Annotated in this window: 12 protein-coding genes; 8 read left to right on the top strand and 4 right to left on the bottom strand. The window is 44.2% G+C overall.

Annotated elements, in window-relative coordinates; all coding sequences use genetic code 11:
* Position 1 precedes the first annotated feature (1 nt).
* Positions 2-1,534: a sensor domain-containing diguanylate cyclase gene (locus LU361_RS03025; RefSeq protein WP_233086837.1), complete on the bottom strand. Its 1,533-nt coding sequence runs from the start codon at positions 1,532-1,534 to the stop codon at positions 2-4.
* Between the two features lie 337 nt (positions 1,535-1,871).
* Positions 1,872-3,515, bottom strand: coding sequence for a phosphoglucomutase (alpha-D-glucose-1,6-bisphosphate-dependent) (gene pgm, locus LU361_RS03030; RefSeq protein ID WP_233086838.1), 1,644 nt, complete (start codon positions 3,513-3,515; stop codon positions 1,872-1,874).
* A 712-nt stretch (positions 3,516-4,227) separates the two neighbouring features.
* Between pgm and purE the strand changes: the two genes are divergently transcribed.
* Together purE and purK are read left to right on the top strand one after the other, a co-directional pair.
* Positions 4,228-4,731, top strand: coding sequence for a 5-(carboxyamino)imidazole ribonucleotide mutase (gene purE / locus LU361_RS03035; RefSeq protein ID WP_350337990.1), 504 nt, complete (start codon positions 4,228-4,230; stop codon positions 4,729-4,731).
* Positions 4,731-5,801 (top strand): 5-(carboxyamino)imidazole ribonucleotide synthase, encoded by a 1,071-nt coding sequence (purK, locus tag LU361_RS03040; protein ID WP_233086839.1) that lies wholly within the window; start codon positions 4,731-4,733, stop codon positions 5,799-5,801. The genes purE and purK overlap by 1 nt, the downstream gene beginning before the upstream one ends.
* 22 nt (positions 5,802-5,823) lie before the next feature.
* Here purK and LU361_RS03045 read toward each other — a convergent pair whose 3' ends face one another.
* Positions 5,824-6,234 carry a TraR/DksA family transcriptional regulator gene (locus LU361_RS03045; protein WP_233086840.1) on the bottom strand — a complete coding sequence of 137 codons (411 nt, stop codon included), beginning with the start codon at positions 6,232-6,234 and terminating at the stop codon, positions 5,824-5,826.
* A 186-nt stretch (positions 6,235-6,420) separates the two neighbouring features.
* Here LU361_RS03045 and hisA point away from each other — a divergent pair, with 186 nt between their 5' ends.
* From hisA to LU361_RS03070, 6 genes are all read left to right on the top strand, one after another.
* A complete protein-coding gene (gene hisA / locus LU361_RS03050) occupies positions 6,421-7,182 on the top strand; it encodes a phosphoribosylformimino-5-aminoimidazole carboxamide ribotide isomerase (RefSeq protein ID WP_233086841.1) in 762 nt (253 codons plus the stop codon).
* Between the two features lie 142 nt (positions 7,183-7,324).
* A complete protein-coding gene (locus tag LU361_RS03055) occupies positions 7,325-7,654 on the top strand; it encodes a DUF6482 family protein (RefSeq protein ID WP_233086842.1) in 330 nt (109 codons plus the stop codon).
* An 858-nt stretch (positions 7,655-8,512) separates the two neighbouring features.
* On the top strand, positions 8,513-8,635 hold the full coding sequence (locus LU361_RS20090) for a hypothetical protein (RefSeq protein WP_286206424.1): 123 nt from the start codon (positions 8,513-8,515) through the stop codon (positions 8,633-8,635).
* A gap of 223 nt (positions 8,636-8,858) precedes the next feature.
* On the top strand, positions 8,859-11,738 hold the full coding sequence (locus LU361_RS03060) for a bifunctional diguanylate cyclase/phosphodiesterase (protein WP_233086843.1): 2,880 nt from the start codon (positions 8,859-8,861) through the stop codon (positions 11,736-11,738).
* A gap of 1 nt (position 11,739) precedes the next feature.
* Positions 11,740-12,318 (top strand): hypothetical protein, encoded by a 579-nt coding sequence (locus LU361_RS03065; RefSeq protein WP_233086844.1) that lies wholly within the window; start codon positions 11,740-11,742, stop codon positions 12,316-12,318.
* Entirely contained in the window at positions 12,315-13,517 is a 1,203-nt protein-coding gene (locus LU361_RS03070; protein WP_233086845.1) for a hypothetical protein, read from the top strand. The genes LU361_RS03065 and LU361_RS03070 overlap by 4 nt, the downstream gene beginning before the upstream one ends.
* Positions 13,518-13,567: 50 nt before the next feature.
* On the opposite strand, the gene LU361_RS03075 is transcribed toward LU361_RS03070, so the two are convergent.
* The gene (locus LU361_RS03075; protein ID WP_233086846.1) at positions 13,568-14,194 is read right to left on the bottom strand and encodes a 1-acyl-sn-glycerol-3-phosphate acyltransferase; all 627 of its coding nucleotides are present in this window, start codon (positions 14,192-14,194) and stop codon (positions 13,568-13,570) included.
* Positions 14,195-14,241 lie beyond the last annotated feature (47 nt).

The following is a 14,241-nucleotide window of genomic DNA, read 5'->3' on the forward strand; positions in this document are numbered from 1 at the left end:
GTTAGCCACTGCCAGAGCCGGTAGTTACCTCTAGGTCGTAACCGTATTCCACTCGGTTGCGACCGTTGTATTTCGCCCGATACATGGCTTTATCGGCCTCGTTCAGCATTTGCTCAATGGTGCGTCTACGCACCGAAATGGCCACACCGATGCTCACCGTGACATAAAATTGACCACCGGGATAATCAATCGGAACGCTTTCAACGGTTTTTCGGATACGCTCTGCGGTTTTTAAAGCCCCGGCACGATCGGTATCGGGCAGTAGGAATCCGAACTCTTCCCCCCCCAAGCGCGCCACAAAATCGGTGCCTTGGCGCACCAATTCATCAAACGCTACACCGAGGGTCTTCAACGCAGTATCGCCAGTAATGTGACCGTAATCGTCGTTAACACGCTTGAAGTGATCAATATCCACCAACAACAATGCTAACGACTGACCACTGCGTTCGTTGCGCTGCAATTCCTGATTCACTTGCAGAGTAAACGCCCGTCGATTAGGCAGGCCAGTAAGATAGTCCGACAGTGCTTGTTGTTCGAGCTTAGCAGCCAAGGCTTCGGTTTCTTCAACCTGTTTTTGCAACTGTTCGGTGCGTCGAGCAACTGCAAACTCTAGCTGCTGCTTTTGCATATCCAATTCGGCGATCGCTTGGTCTCGGCTTAAACGCATGGAATGCAACACCATGCACGATCCCATAATAATGGCCGCGTATATCTGCAAGGCGATAAAGTTGCCGTCGTCGATTTCACGAGCCACCAATGTCGTCACGAATAAACTGCCGGTGAGTATGACCACCAGCGAGATGGTCACCATTGCCGTGTTTTTTCGCATCGACAACCACAAACACGCCGGTAACGACAGCAGCATGGCCGGGTACTGACCAAGGCTTTCGAGGGCGGGCGAGTTGACCAAAAACCACATGATAATCAACACGCTACCGGCAATAATGATGGGCACTACCCGAGCTTTAAACGATAAACCAATCCAACTCTTTTTATCACTGACCGCTAATAAAAGCGGGCAAAACAGAACGTTGCCGGTGAGATCGGAAAAGAACCAACGGATAAAAATAATTTCGAGATCAATAAGGTTCAGCGAACGAGTAATAGCAAGCGCTATACAGCCGGTAATTGCCGAGAAAAAGCTCTGAATGGCTGTCGCGCCAAACACCAGGCTTAAAATGGGTTTTAACTGGCTAATGTTGTCGTTGCGCCCGCCGAGATAATAATAAGCGGCAGCACCCAACCAGGCGGCAACACCGTTGCATGCGCTGAAAAAGGTAAAGATGGTTTCATAGGGCATACTAAAAACATGGTATGCCTCTTGGCCGAGAATGACGGGGATAAACCCGAGACGTCCGTAACGAATGAACAGCCAGATACCCACGGCGCCTGCAGGCCAGATAATGGTAATCTCGTAGGTATCATGCTCAAGAGCATGAGATACAGCAGTAGCCACCCACATCATGCCGACGGTGTAGAGAAACCATCGGATCGCAGGCCAAATGCCTTGTTTGTATTCCGTACTAAAATCCATTGAACGTCCGTCTTACCTCACCGCACTCAAGCAGTTGGCAACGCTGGTCTTGTACATATTTTGATAATTTAGCCTGTCGACAATATACGCATGTACCCTCTGTATATTAAAGCTGAGCAGGTGATAAAATGTTCTATGCATTAGCAATAATTAAAGACCAACTGTAGTAATTATGATAGTTAACGCCATTTATTGCGGCACGAATGATGGTTGTACGCGGCGTTATCGTTAACGCTGCCGGTCGACAAAAAACGCATCGACCGCTTTTGCGCGTACATTTTCATCAATTTCAATCTGTTTTCGTAATCGTTAAATTCGCTAAATCATATGAAACGAATTAGTTTTTGAACGCATCATCAACTAATGCTTTTGCATCGGCTTCTAATAGTTTTAGATGCGCTTCATCGACAAAACTTTCTAAGTAAATTTTATAAATATCTTCGGTTCCTGAAGGCCGAGCCGCGAACCAGCCATTTTCTGTTTCAACTTTTAGGCCACCAATTGACGCGTTATTTCCAGGCGCCTTGGTTAAAATTCGCGTTATAGGATCACCTGCAAGAGTTTCACCAGCTACATCGCTTTCAGACAGGGAAGACAAACGTTTTTTCTGTTCACCACTGGCGGGAACATCAATGCGTCGATACAGAGGATTGCCAAAACTTTGCGTGAGGTTTTGATAATGCGTGGCGGGATCACTGCCGGTAACCGCCAAAATTTCGGCGGCCAACAACGCCAGAATTATGCCGTCTTTATCGGTACTCCAGACTTTGCCATTTTTTCTAAGGAAAGATGCGCCAGCGCTTTCTTCGCCCCCAAACGCTAATTCGCCGTTAAATAATCCGTCGACGTACCATTTAAATCCCACCGGCACTTCACATAAATTACGGCCTTTATTACTAACCACTCGGTCAATCATTGCGCTTGATACCAGGGTTTTACCAAACGCCAATTCGCCAGACCAATCACTTCGATGAGAAATAAGATAATCAATGGCGACTGCTAAATAAGCATTAGGATTCATTAATCCGGTTCCGCGACAGACGATGCCGTGGCGGTCGTAATCGGGGTCGTTGCCAACGGCAATATCAAAGGAATCTTGCAGCTCCAATAAATTCGCCATTGCATAAGGAGAAGAACAATCCATACGAATTTTGCCGTCTTTGTCTAACGGCATAAAAGCAAAGCTCGGATCAACTTTAGTGTTAACAACGGTGATATCGAGACCAAAACGTTTAGCAATCGGCTCCCAATACGCCAAACCAGAACCACCCATTGGATCGACACCAATTTTAATATTGGCCTTTGCGATGGCTTCCATGTCGATAACTTGATCGAGCTCACTGACGTAGTGCTCAATGTAATCAAACGATTCCACCAAACCTTGAGCTTTCGCAGCATCGAGATTTAATCGTTTAACGTCTTTCAATTCAGACAACAAAATTTCGTTCGCGCGATTAGCAACCCAATCGGTAATGTCTTTATCGGCAGGTCCACCCATTGGCGGGTTGTATTTAATTCCGCCGTCTTTTGGCGGATTGTGTGAAGGCGTAATAACAATGCCATCGGCAACAGAGCTGTTGTTGTCGTTATGGGTGAGAATTGCGTGTGAAATAACAGGCGTTGGGGTGTAGCCGTTATTGCTGTCGACGCGAACCGTCAGACCATTTCCGGTAAGCACTTCAACAACACTGATAAAGGCAGGTTCCGATAACGCGTGGGTGTCTTTACCGATATAAACCGGGCCGGTGATATTTTGCTGTGTGCGGTGTTCAGCAATGGCTTGGCTAATGGCCAAAATGTGATTTTCATTAAAGGTGGTTTCAAGCGCGCAACCACGGTGACCCGAGGTGCCAAAGCTGACGGATTGCTCGGGAAAATCACCGATCTCAGGGCGCTGACAGTAATAAGCAGAAACTAATTGCGGAATGTTAGTCAGTTGTTCGTTCGTTGCTTTTTGGCCAGCTTGAGGGTGTATTGCCATGGTGTTTTTCCATTTTTAAGAGCGAAATACAAGAATGATTCTTCAATGAAAAACCCTACTTGAGCGCATTAATTAATCCTAATAAGAAGCTGAATTGTCGCATACCGCATAAAATTATTGCTCGGCACAATATTTAAAAAACTGTAAAAAAGCCTCTCACAATTATCAATTTTTCCTATTTCTTTAAATAATTTAAGCACAAGCAAAATTTTGCCCCAATTTAACGCTTGTTGAGTTCATCAGAAGCGCTCATATCTTAAAATGGCAAAACGATATTTACGCCACCTTGGATATTTCTAATCAAACATAACAACCGAACCTTCAAAATGACTCTCTGTGAACATTGTCAGCTTTTCCTCTCACGCATTTTTATTTTAGGGAGTAATGACACTCCAAAATGTTCTACCCAAAAAGTTCTTTTCAATGATTAATGCGCGGTTTATTTCGAACCGCCAAAATGTGCTTCTTGTACCATTGTGATCGATCCATCAAAAACCCTAGAGTTAAAATTATTGTCAATAAACCGCAATATTGGCGTTAATCTGAGGTTCCTATATAATCCGCCCCCTTATTTTTATCAGCTACGCTTTAACCAAAGTAATCGCTGCCTCCAACGGGGTTTTTGCCGTGTCAAAATAGGTTTTTTGATGCAGTCATCAAAACTCTGAAGTTCAGTTGGAGTGAAACCTAATTGCCACATTGGGGGTAAACTGTGACTGCAAAAGTAGCCATTGTCATGGGCTCGGCGAGTGATTGGCCGACGATGCAAGAAGCCAGCAACATTCTCGAACAGCTCGGTGTTGAACACCACGTAGAAGTCGTATCCGCTCACCGCACACCCGACAAAATGTTCGATTTTGCAGCACAAGCCGTTGATAACGGCCTAGAAGTTATCATTGCCGGTGCCGGCGGTGCCGCTCATTTACCCGGCATGATCGCCAGTAAAACACGCCTCCCAGTTCTTGGTGTTCCCGTACAAAGCCGAGCACTCAGCGGTCAAGACAGCTTGCTGTCAATTGTGCAAATGCCCAAAGGCATCGCCGTTGGTACGCTAGCCATTGGTACAGCTGGCGCGTTTAACGCAGGTCTTCTCGCCGCACAAATTCTTTCCAATCACGATCCCAAACTCGCCGCAGCAATTGATACATTCCGCAGCGAACAAACGCAAAAAATACTCAATGCTCCAGACCCACGCGTTTCTGAGGGCTCCAATTAATGAGTAAAATTTGGGTACTAGGTGACGGCCAATTAGGTGCTATGTTGCGCCACGCCGGTATGCCTTTGGATGTCGAAGTTTGTCCGATTGATATCAACGCCGACATTTTGCCGGAATTGTCACCTGAAGATAAAGTCACCGCTGAGCGCGAACAGTGGCCGAGCACACCGGTCACCCAGGCCCTTGAGCAACACCCAAACTTTCTCAATCGCTTAGTGTTTCCAAAGCTTGCCGATCGAGTCACCCAAAAACAATTGCTCGATGACTTAGACCTATCGACAGCGCCGTGGATGGTGGTGAGTGACGGCGTTGATGAAGCATCCATTCATCAACAACTGAGTGACAACGTATTATTGAAACGCAGAAGTGGCGGCTACGACGGTCGCGGTCAACACTGGTTAAGAAGTTGTAACAACGACAAAATCCCCGCCGATTGGCACGACCACGCGATTGCCGAACAAGCCATCAACTTTGATGAAGAAGTGTCTCTTATTGGCGCCAGAGACATCAAAGGTAATGTCGTATTTTTCCCAATCACGTTAAATTTGAATACCGACGGTATTTTGATGGCAACCGTGGCACCGGTTGATCGCATCGCCCACCTACAAGCAGAAGCTGAGCGTATGCTGGGAAAATTGCTGGAATCGCTCGATTACGTCGGCGTTCTGGCAATGGAAGCATTCCGTTTGGGCGATTCGTTGATGATCAATGAATTGGCACCGCGTGTTCACAACACCGGTCACTGGACTCAGGCGGGATCAAGCATCAGCCAGTTTGAGTATCACGTCAGAGCCGTGGCAGGTTACCCAACGATTCCCGCACAAATCAAAGCACCTTCGGTGATGATCAACTTGATTGGTACGCCCTGGGATGAACGCTGGCTCGCCATCGAAGGCGCAGAAGTGTACTGGTATGGCAAAGACCATCGACCTGGCAGAAAGCTTGGTCACATTAATTTCTGCAACAGCGATACGGCACAAATTAGCAGCCAATTAGCTCAGCTAAAAGACTTGCTGCCAGAGCAATACCAACCAGCAATTCAGTGGGTTCAAACTAATTTAACCCCATAACGGGTTATGGGGTTGCAACAGCTTAGCGCACTTTAATGTAGTGATTTTCTCGACTTTCTTGACGAGCTTTTTCTTCCGCACAAAGATCGGCGGTTGGACGAATTAACAAGCGAGGTAAACCAATGGGTTCTCCACTTACCTTACAGTACCCGTATTCGCCCTCATCAATTAAGTTGAGTGTTTTAACCACTTTGCGCATAAGCTTGGTTTGTCGGTCAGCGATACGAAGACGCTGGCGATTTTCTTCTTCCACCAATGCTCGATCCAGTTCGTCCGCTTCTTTGGCTTGATCGTTCATTAAATCTCGAACGCCAACGAGCTGAGCTTCAATTTCATCTTTCTGTTCAATCAAAAGGCTTCGAAAAAATGATAATTGAACATCGTTCATGTACTCTGATTCTGGCATCGACAACAGCTGCTGTTTGGTAATCATATTACTCACCCATCAACAAAAAATTAATTGAAATAACCTTGTTTAATTTTTATCAGAGCTTAAATCGCGATTTTGGCAATTCTATGACAACAATATTAGTCAAAAACAAATTAGAGACAAAATTTACAAGGTTGTAAAAATTTGCAAACTGCTACTTCTTTTTATAATAAATGAGTTGGAAAAATCATGACCTTATTTCGCCCCTGCATTGATTTGCATGAAGGAAAAGTCAAACAAATCGTTGGTGGAACGCTGAATGATCAGGGTGCAAAGACCAACTTCGTCAGTGAAAAGAATTCCGACTATTTCGCTGACCTCTATAAATCCTACAACTTAACGGGTGGTCATGTCATCGGTTTAGGTCCAGGAAATGAAACAGCGGCTAAATTAGCGCTAGCGACTTGGCGTGGAAAACTTCAATATGGCGGAGGAATAAACCCAGACAACGCAAAAGATTATCTCGACGCTGGTGCCGAGAAAGTCATTGTCACCTCCTACATTTTTGATAACAAAGAATTGTCCTTAGAAAAATTAAAAAGCCTTCACAAGATTGTTGGCAGCAAGCAACTGGTACTCGATCTAAGTTGTCGAAAAGTAGAATCCGGCTGGGCGATTGCTACCAATCGCTGGCAGACAGTAACCTCAACCTTGGTCAACCAAGACACGCTCGAAGATCTCTCCCAATGGTGCAGTGAATTTTTGATTCACGCCGCCGACGTTGAAGGCCTTCAACAAGGCATTGATTCGGAACTGGTTCAATTCCTAGGAAAACATTGCCCAATTCCCGTCACTTACGCAGGCGGAGCCAGTAGTATGAAAGATTTAGAAATGGTTGATGAGCTGTCCAACGGAAAAGTCGATTTAACCATTGGCAGCGCGCTGGATATTTTCGGAGGCAGTGGCGTGAAATTTAAAGATTGCGTCGAGTGGAACCAACAAAAACAATAATCCATAAGTGACGATCTAATAACATCAATCCAATAATATTAATCCAATAACATCAATCCAAACCCTCGCCTTAACCGTAGATCACCGGAACACTATTTGAAAATCGCCCAAATTATTCGTCAAACGTTCCGGTGAATTACCAATGCAAAAAATTTCGTTATCCAGCCTAGCCAACAGCGACAAACGCCCAGAAAAAACATTGGTCTATAGCCACGGTTACTATCTCTATACGTTAGAAGTTGTCATTGATGGTGTTCGCCATTCGATTATTGACGAAAAACTAAAACCCGCGCGCTTCAAAAATCTAGAATCTATACGACAATTGTTAAAATCGAACAATCTTCCACTGCAAAGTTGTTATTTGATTCAAGAAGCGGTATACAGCGAAATGATCGGCTTAGACAGCGAAACTGTCGAGCCTATGTCGATGCCATTAAACTGGCACCATAGCCATTACGATGAATTACACTGAACTTGTTAATTATTCAGAGCATGTAATTTTTTCGAAACGTTGAGTTTTTGTTTTAGACGCTTACACCGGCCATTAACTCAACCCATGTTTTTTCAGAAAGAGAAAACTCCGGTAAAGAAAACAAATAAAAAACACGCGCTTTTTAACCGACACGCACTTCAATTTTCATTTCAAGTAACAAGACCTCACCCAAACAGACTACTATTTCACAAAACGCACACTCAATAATAAATTGAAACTATACATCTAAGTCAGATTTTAATTTTCAATTAGTCAATCACCGACCGCAATGGTATCAACTCGGTAATTTTTTCAGACACTCAACAACACTCATCATCGAGTTTAAATTCGCTTTTCGAAATACAACCTTAAAACCCAACGGCTGCGATTGTTTTTAACACAGCTAATCGGTTTTATCGGTTAAATATTAAAATTCGTATTTAAATAAGAAATGAAACGCGTGACGAATAAAGGCTAATTGAATTAATTGCGACATCACCTTTTGATTACTTTCGACTAAGAGCTTTCAACAAAAGATGAAAAATTTTGCACCATAAAAGAACCCAACAAGCAAATTAATAGTCCATGAATTTTATTCACGAGTGCATGAGCATACAGACTGAATCTCTTTAAATAACTAATTCAAGTTTTTCAACTTTGTTTATCTTGAGAGTGATGTATACCAAGACAACGGAATACGGCAAAAGAAAAATTGACTGGTATCAAGAGTTAATTTCGAATAATAAAACTATAAAGAACAATAGATGTAATAAACCTATCATGACCCATTCAAAACACAGTACAATTGGCCCAGAAAATTTCACTAGGAAGGTGAAAAATTGCACCAAGGAGATTACTATGGTCACCCCAAAATACAGCCCGACAGAATCAGATAAAACTAACGACTTATTATCTGGTAATGAAAACGGCTACCGTGTTTATAAAACCTCATACCGCATTCACTCGTACGGCATGTTTTAAGGTTAACAGCCTACCCACTCTGATCAGATCTGATGCTGTATTGGCGCTAAACCCTGCAGAAATTGATCAGATTTTAACCGAAAGTTCATTTTTGATCCTTTAACGGTAATTTTTATAACTAAAGGTCGCAAAATTGAATTTTTTATTATTTAATAGCTCCTTTGATCACAAAAAGCTAAAACTCCAGCAGGCGACTGCTCCTTAATCGGCAGAACTAAACCTTGTGACCAAGACAGATAGAACAGCCCGTGGCTATTTAAGCCTTAAATGGCAAGCCGTTATTAGTGTAAGCCTCGTACTGATCTTCAGTTTCGGCCTGCTCACTATTAATGGCCGCAGCAATCTTGAACAAACATTCGAGAGTGAGCGCGAGCGTGTCTTTTTTGATCGCCAAAAGGCGGTTTCCGCGTCCCTCGATACCATCAAGCTACAACTTCAACGCCTCGCCGGACACATGCAAGGCCAAGCGTTTCTTTCTAACGGTACTCTCGATACCGAGGGCTTAGAAAAAACCATCAACATTCATTGGGACCAGCTCAGTTTCGATTGGGGTGTGGATTCCATTGTTATTCTTTCCCCGGAAGATACCGAAAAAGGTACGTGGGGTCGACCAATGGACATTGCCAATTTTCCTCAAGAGTGGCTAAAAACAGCTCGCGAAACTGAAGCGACAGTCAGCCAAATTTGGTGCCCAACGTCTTGTACCCAAGTTGCCGTTGTGCCTGTCATTTTGGACAGTGCCGAAGTGGGCCTTCTTATTATGGCCAGCTCACTGGCTGATGCGGTTTTATACTTCCAGTCAAACACCGATGCCGACGTAGGCATCTTAGTGGATCACCAACGACAAACCGAAAGTGCCGATCACCAGCTAATTAACTGGCGCTACGATTTGGCAGCACTCACCGGTGCACCCACCAGCTACGAAGTTCTGAAAGAATTATCGAAAGAGAAAAAATTCAACGAGGTTAAAGACCAACGCAGTATTCGACTTTGGAACTGGCAATTTTATGAAGTCAGCTTTATTCCACTGACGGCATCATTGGATGAAAACATTGCGCAATTGGTGGTGGTCGATAACGTAACCACTGAAATGACTCGTCTGGACAATACACTTCGGTATTTGGTGATTGTTTCAGCCATTGCCTTAGTTGTGACCGAACTGGTGCTGCTAGGTTTGCTGTGGTTGCCGATGATGCGCCTACAAAAAGTGTCGCAAGTATTACCGATGCTGGCGAATAACACGCACCGAAAAATTAACAATCTGTTAAAGCCGTCGATTGGTCGCGGTATTGTTCGCAATGAAATTCACGAATTGTTCGACTCCACCATTTCTCTTTCGCATCGCTTAGAAGAATTGGATAAAACGGTTGAATCGCGAACGCAGCGCTTAAAAAACCGAAGCCAAGAATTACTTAAAGAACGTAACTTTGTTACCAGCCTGCTCGATAACGTTCACATCGTTATTTTAACTCAGGACAGTGAAAGCAATATCAAACTGCTCAACTCCGAAGGCAATCGATTAATCGAGTACGATCGCGAGTTGAACATTTCCCAGTCTAAATTTACCGATCATTTAGACGAAGCCGATAAATACGCGTTTTTTAACGGACTAGAAAAACTATCCACCGGTGTCGTTACTGAATTCCGACAAGAAATTGATTTTACCGATTCCAGCGGCAATCCGTTACACATGGAGTGGTTCCACAGTATTTTGCCGAAATCGGTTGCCGAGGGAGAACTCATTCTTTCTGTTGGGTTGGATTTAACCGCTCGCAAAGTTGCCGAGAGTAATCTCGCTTGGTTGGCCGATCACGACCCTCTCACTGAACTATACAATCGTCGTCGTTTCCAAACAGAATTTGAGCGCGTGCTAAACGCCACAAAATCAAAAAACAGTTCTGGCGCATTGATATTTTTCGACATCGATCAGTTTAAAACCGTCAATGACACCAGCGGTCACCCAATGGGCGATCAACTGTTGCGAGAAATTGCCAAAAAACTCCGAGAAAGCGCTAACAATAAAGACATTGTTGCCCGCCTAGGCGGTGACGAATTCGCTATTCTTTTAGAAAACTGCGGTCGCGATTGCGCGATAGATTACGCTGAGCGTTTCTGCGATTCGGTGCGACAAACACGCATTAGCAACAACGGCTCTACTCACCGAATCAGCTTGAGTATGGGAATTGCCGTGTTCCCGGATCACGGAAAATCCGCCGATGAATTAATGGCGAACGCCGACCTAGCAATGTATCGAGCCAAAGCGGCGAGTAACGCGCGCAGCAACTGGCATTTGTATTCCAATCAAACACCTGATCGCGAAGAACTCTACAACCGCGTCAACTGGAAACAACAAATCGAACACGCGTTAGAGCACAATCGATTTGTTCTGTTCTTCCAGCCAATTTTAGATATTCGCAGCGGTTACATTTCTCACTATGAATCGCTCGTGCGAATGGTGGATGAGTCAGGAAAAATTATTCCTCCCGGTGCCTTTATTCCCGTGGCAGAACAAACGGGGTTGATCTATGAAATCGATGTTCACATTGTGCAATTAGCCATCGAAGCGCTTCACGCGTTCCACGAACACGATTCTGACATCAGCCTGTCGGTGAACTTATCAGCGAGAGCTGTCGCCACCAGCCAATTTATCGACCTTGTCGAAAAATCTGCCATTGATCGTCCTTTCGAACGCTCTAAGTTACTTTTCGAGCTGACCGAAACTTCTGCTGTAGAAGACGTGACCGCAGCGGCAAAAGAAATCGAAAAATTCCGAGACCTTGGTTATCGTTTTGCCATCGATGATTTTGGGGTTGGATTTTCTTCGTGGTATTACCTGCGGGAATTACCGGTAGATTACGTTAAAATTGACGGATCGTTTGTACGCAAACTATCCACCAACATGGAAGACCGCTTGTTTGTTAAAGCTATTAATGATGTCGCCCAAGGACTGGGTAAGAAAACTATTGCCGAATTTGTGGAAGATCAATATTCACTTGCCCTACTATCTGCAATGGGTGTTAATTTTGCCCAAGGTTATCAAATCGGAAAACCACAACCGCTTGAAACCACTTTGGAAACTTTTGCAGAACCTGTTAAGTTATAGAGTGGCAAGTAATGCCGTTATGGATTTATTTTATTCTCTGAGAAAGAAAATTCCCCGTACGTTAATATTAAAGACGATGAAACAATTGATGGTAGGTACTCAATCGAATCTACGGTTTCGACCATTGTCGTCGTTCGTGCTGCCTGGAATTTTGTTATTTCTTGCAAGCGTTATTAACGCTCAAGAAATCGACCCAGCCTCGCCCATTATTGATGACGATAAAATCTATGTTATCGCCAACCAACAAGTTGAGCTTGTGCAAATATCCACAGGCTCTTTGCGCTCAATCTTTGCCATGCGTAAACGCACTTGGCCAAGCGGCGAAACTGTAAAAGTATTCGTATTAGCCGACAACAACCCCACACATGTGAGGTTCACCAAAGAATTATTGCACACCTTCCCCTACAATTTACGGCGAATATGGGACAGACGTGTTTTCTCAGGTATAGGACAGTATCCAACCTTGCTTAGCTCAGAATCTGAAATGATGGAAAAAATCGCCAGCACAACCAATGCAATCGGGTATATCCAGGGAAAATTTATCTCTGACGATGTGAAATTGCTGGTGGTAAAAAAATGATTAAGAACAACCATCACCTAAGAAAGCTGTCTTGCGTTTTTGGTTTATCTGTCACCAGCCAATTCGTCAATGCGCAAATTCCTAATTTAGACGTACCCGGCAGTTTTGAAGCTCACGGTTTTGCCACGCAAAATTTTGTTTTAACGTCTGAAAACCAATTCTTCGGCGACAGTGAATCCGGCAGTTTTGAATTTTTCGAAATAGGAATTAACGGCCACTGGCAAGCCACTGATCGATTGACCTTTTCTGCTCAGGTAACCGCGAGAGATGCCGGTAAAACCGACGACGGTGATCCACGTTTGGATTACGGGTTTCTCGATTATCGCCTCTACAATTCTGATACTTATTCAGCCGGTATTCGGTTGGGTCGAGCTGTGAACGCCCAAGGGTTGTACAACAGCACTCGCGATGTTGCCAAAACTCGTCCCAGTATTATTCTGCCGCAATCTATTTATTTCGACAGTTTACGAAATTTAGCTCTGTCTTCTGACGGTATTTATTTCTACCAAGATTTATTCCGCGGTGCGCACGAGTTTTCAACACAATTCAGTTACATTGAACCTCGCGCAGATGACCCAGACTTAGAACCTATTGTTTTGTCGTCTTTCCGCCCAGGCCGCTTTGAAGGGGCTTCCAGTTGGCTGGCGAATTTTTTATACGACTACGATTTCGGCAAAATTCGTTTGGGCTTAACTGCAACTCAGTTAAATACCGATTACATCAGCCGAAATGATCCGTTTCTTAGTGATGGTGAATTTATTTTCTCACCAATTATTTTTTCGGCTCAGTACCAAACAGAGCGCGTAACCTATTCCGCAGAATATATGCGCCGCCGATCGGAGCTGAAAAGCCTAGGTGCGCCCTTTGACAGCAAGCTCAACGGTTCCAGCTATTACATTCAGGCTCAATATCGCATTAATAACGAGTTGAGTATTTATACCCGTTTTGACAACCTAACCAGCGACGACTCAGATCGCTTTGGTGATGTTTTTGAGCAAAACACCGGGCTCTCTGGCGACACTCGTTACGCAAAAGATTTTATGATTGGTGCTCGTTGGGACATTAACCAGAATTGGTTAATCAGTGCCGAGTATCACGATGTGGAAGGTCGAGGCTGGCTCTCGTTGTTAGAAACACCCGCAAACGATGGCAGTCGATACTGGGATTTATTTTTAATGTCGGTATCTACCCGCTTCTAATTTTTACGCCCAGAAAACCGTTGGTTTAGCGCTTATTTTGCGCTTAAAGCTTATTGGTTTTCTGGGTTTCTTCCTGTGAAATTCTTTTCGAAAAAGCGCTTAATATCCGCAGCATCGGCATCAATGTCACCTGAAAGCTCAGGCCCATCAATAAAATAAAACGTCTTCGAAGGATAATCCCAAGATACCAACATTAAAGGAATGTCTAAGGATTGGGCAATTCTTAAAAAGCCTGTTTTATAACGCTCGACCTTACTGCGTGTTCCCTCAGGCGTAATCGCTACCCAGCAATGACTGTTTTTTTCATACCACTGTTGGACTTGTGAAATTACTTCGCTGCCTTTAGAGCGATCAATGGGAATGCCTCCCAATGACATAAACAACCCTTTAAAAGGCCAAATAAAAGCTTCTTTCTTCATCAGATAAGAAAACTTTACGCCCAGTGCCATCACCAAAAACATCGCGACCACAAAATCCCAATTGGAGGTATGCGGTGCGCCGGCAATAACAATTTGTTTGTGATTGGAAATTTCACCGCGAAACTTCCAACCCATTAAACGCAAAAAACGAGCGCCTAGCCAACGGGTAAAACGATTACCCATTCGAGGCATATTGGGCGGGAGAGCGACCTCCTCAACATTGACCCTAGGCGATTGCAATATTTTTTCTAAATCCATCACTCATACGCTCAAACAGCACTAATGAATAATTACCACTCAATTCA

Source organism: Sessilibacter corallicola (assembly GCF_021290925.1).
In the GTDB taxonomy this organism is placed as follows: Bacteria; Pseudomonadota; Gammaproteobacteria; order Pseudomonadales; family Cellvibrionaceae; genus Sessilibacter; species Sessilibacter corallicola.

Bases quoted from the DNA above. Each gene is read 5' to 3' on its own strand.
- LU361_RS03025 (WP_233086837.1), bottom strand. From the start codon at position 1,534: ATGGATTTTAGTACGGAATACAAACAAGGCATTTGGCCTGCGATCCGA.
- pgm (WP_233086838.1), bottom strand. From the start codon at position 3,515: ATGGCAATACACCCTCAAGCTGGCCAAAAAGCAACGAACGAACAACTG.
- purK (WP_233086839.1), top strand. From the start codon at position 4,731: ATGAGTAAAATTTGGGTACTAGGTGACGGCCAATTAGGTGCTATGTTG.
- LU361_RS03045 (WP_233086840.1), bottom strand. From the start codon at position 6,234: ATGATTACCAAACAGCAGCTGTTGTCGATGCCAGAATCAGAGTACATG.
- hisA (WP_233086841.1), top strand. From the start codon at position 6,421: ATGACCTTATTTCGCCCCTGCATTGATTTGCATGAAGGAAAAGTCAAA.
- LU361_RS03055 (WP_233086842.1), top strand. From the start codon at position 7,325: ATGCAAAAAATTTCGTTATCCAGCCTAGCCAACAGCGACAAACGCCCA.
- LU361_RS20090 (WP_286206424.1), top strand. From the start codon at position 8,513: ATGGTCACCCCAAAATACAGCCCGACAGAATCAGATAAAACTAACGAC.
- LU361_RS03070 (WP_233086845.1), top strand. From the start codon at position 12,315: ATGATTAAGAACAACCATCACCTAAGAAAGCTGTCTTGCGTTTTTGGT.
- LU361_RS03075 (WP_233086846.1), bottom strand. From the start codon at position 14,194: ATGGATTTAGAAAAAATATTGCAATCGCCTAGGGTCAATGTTGAGGAG.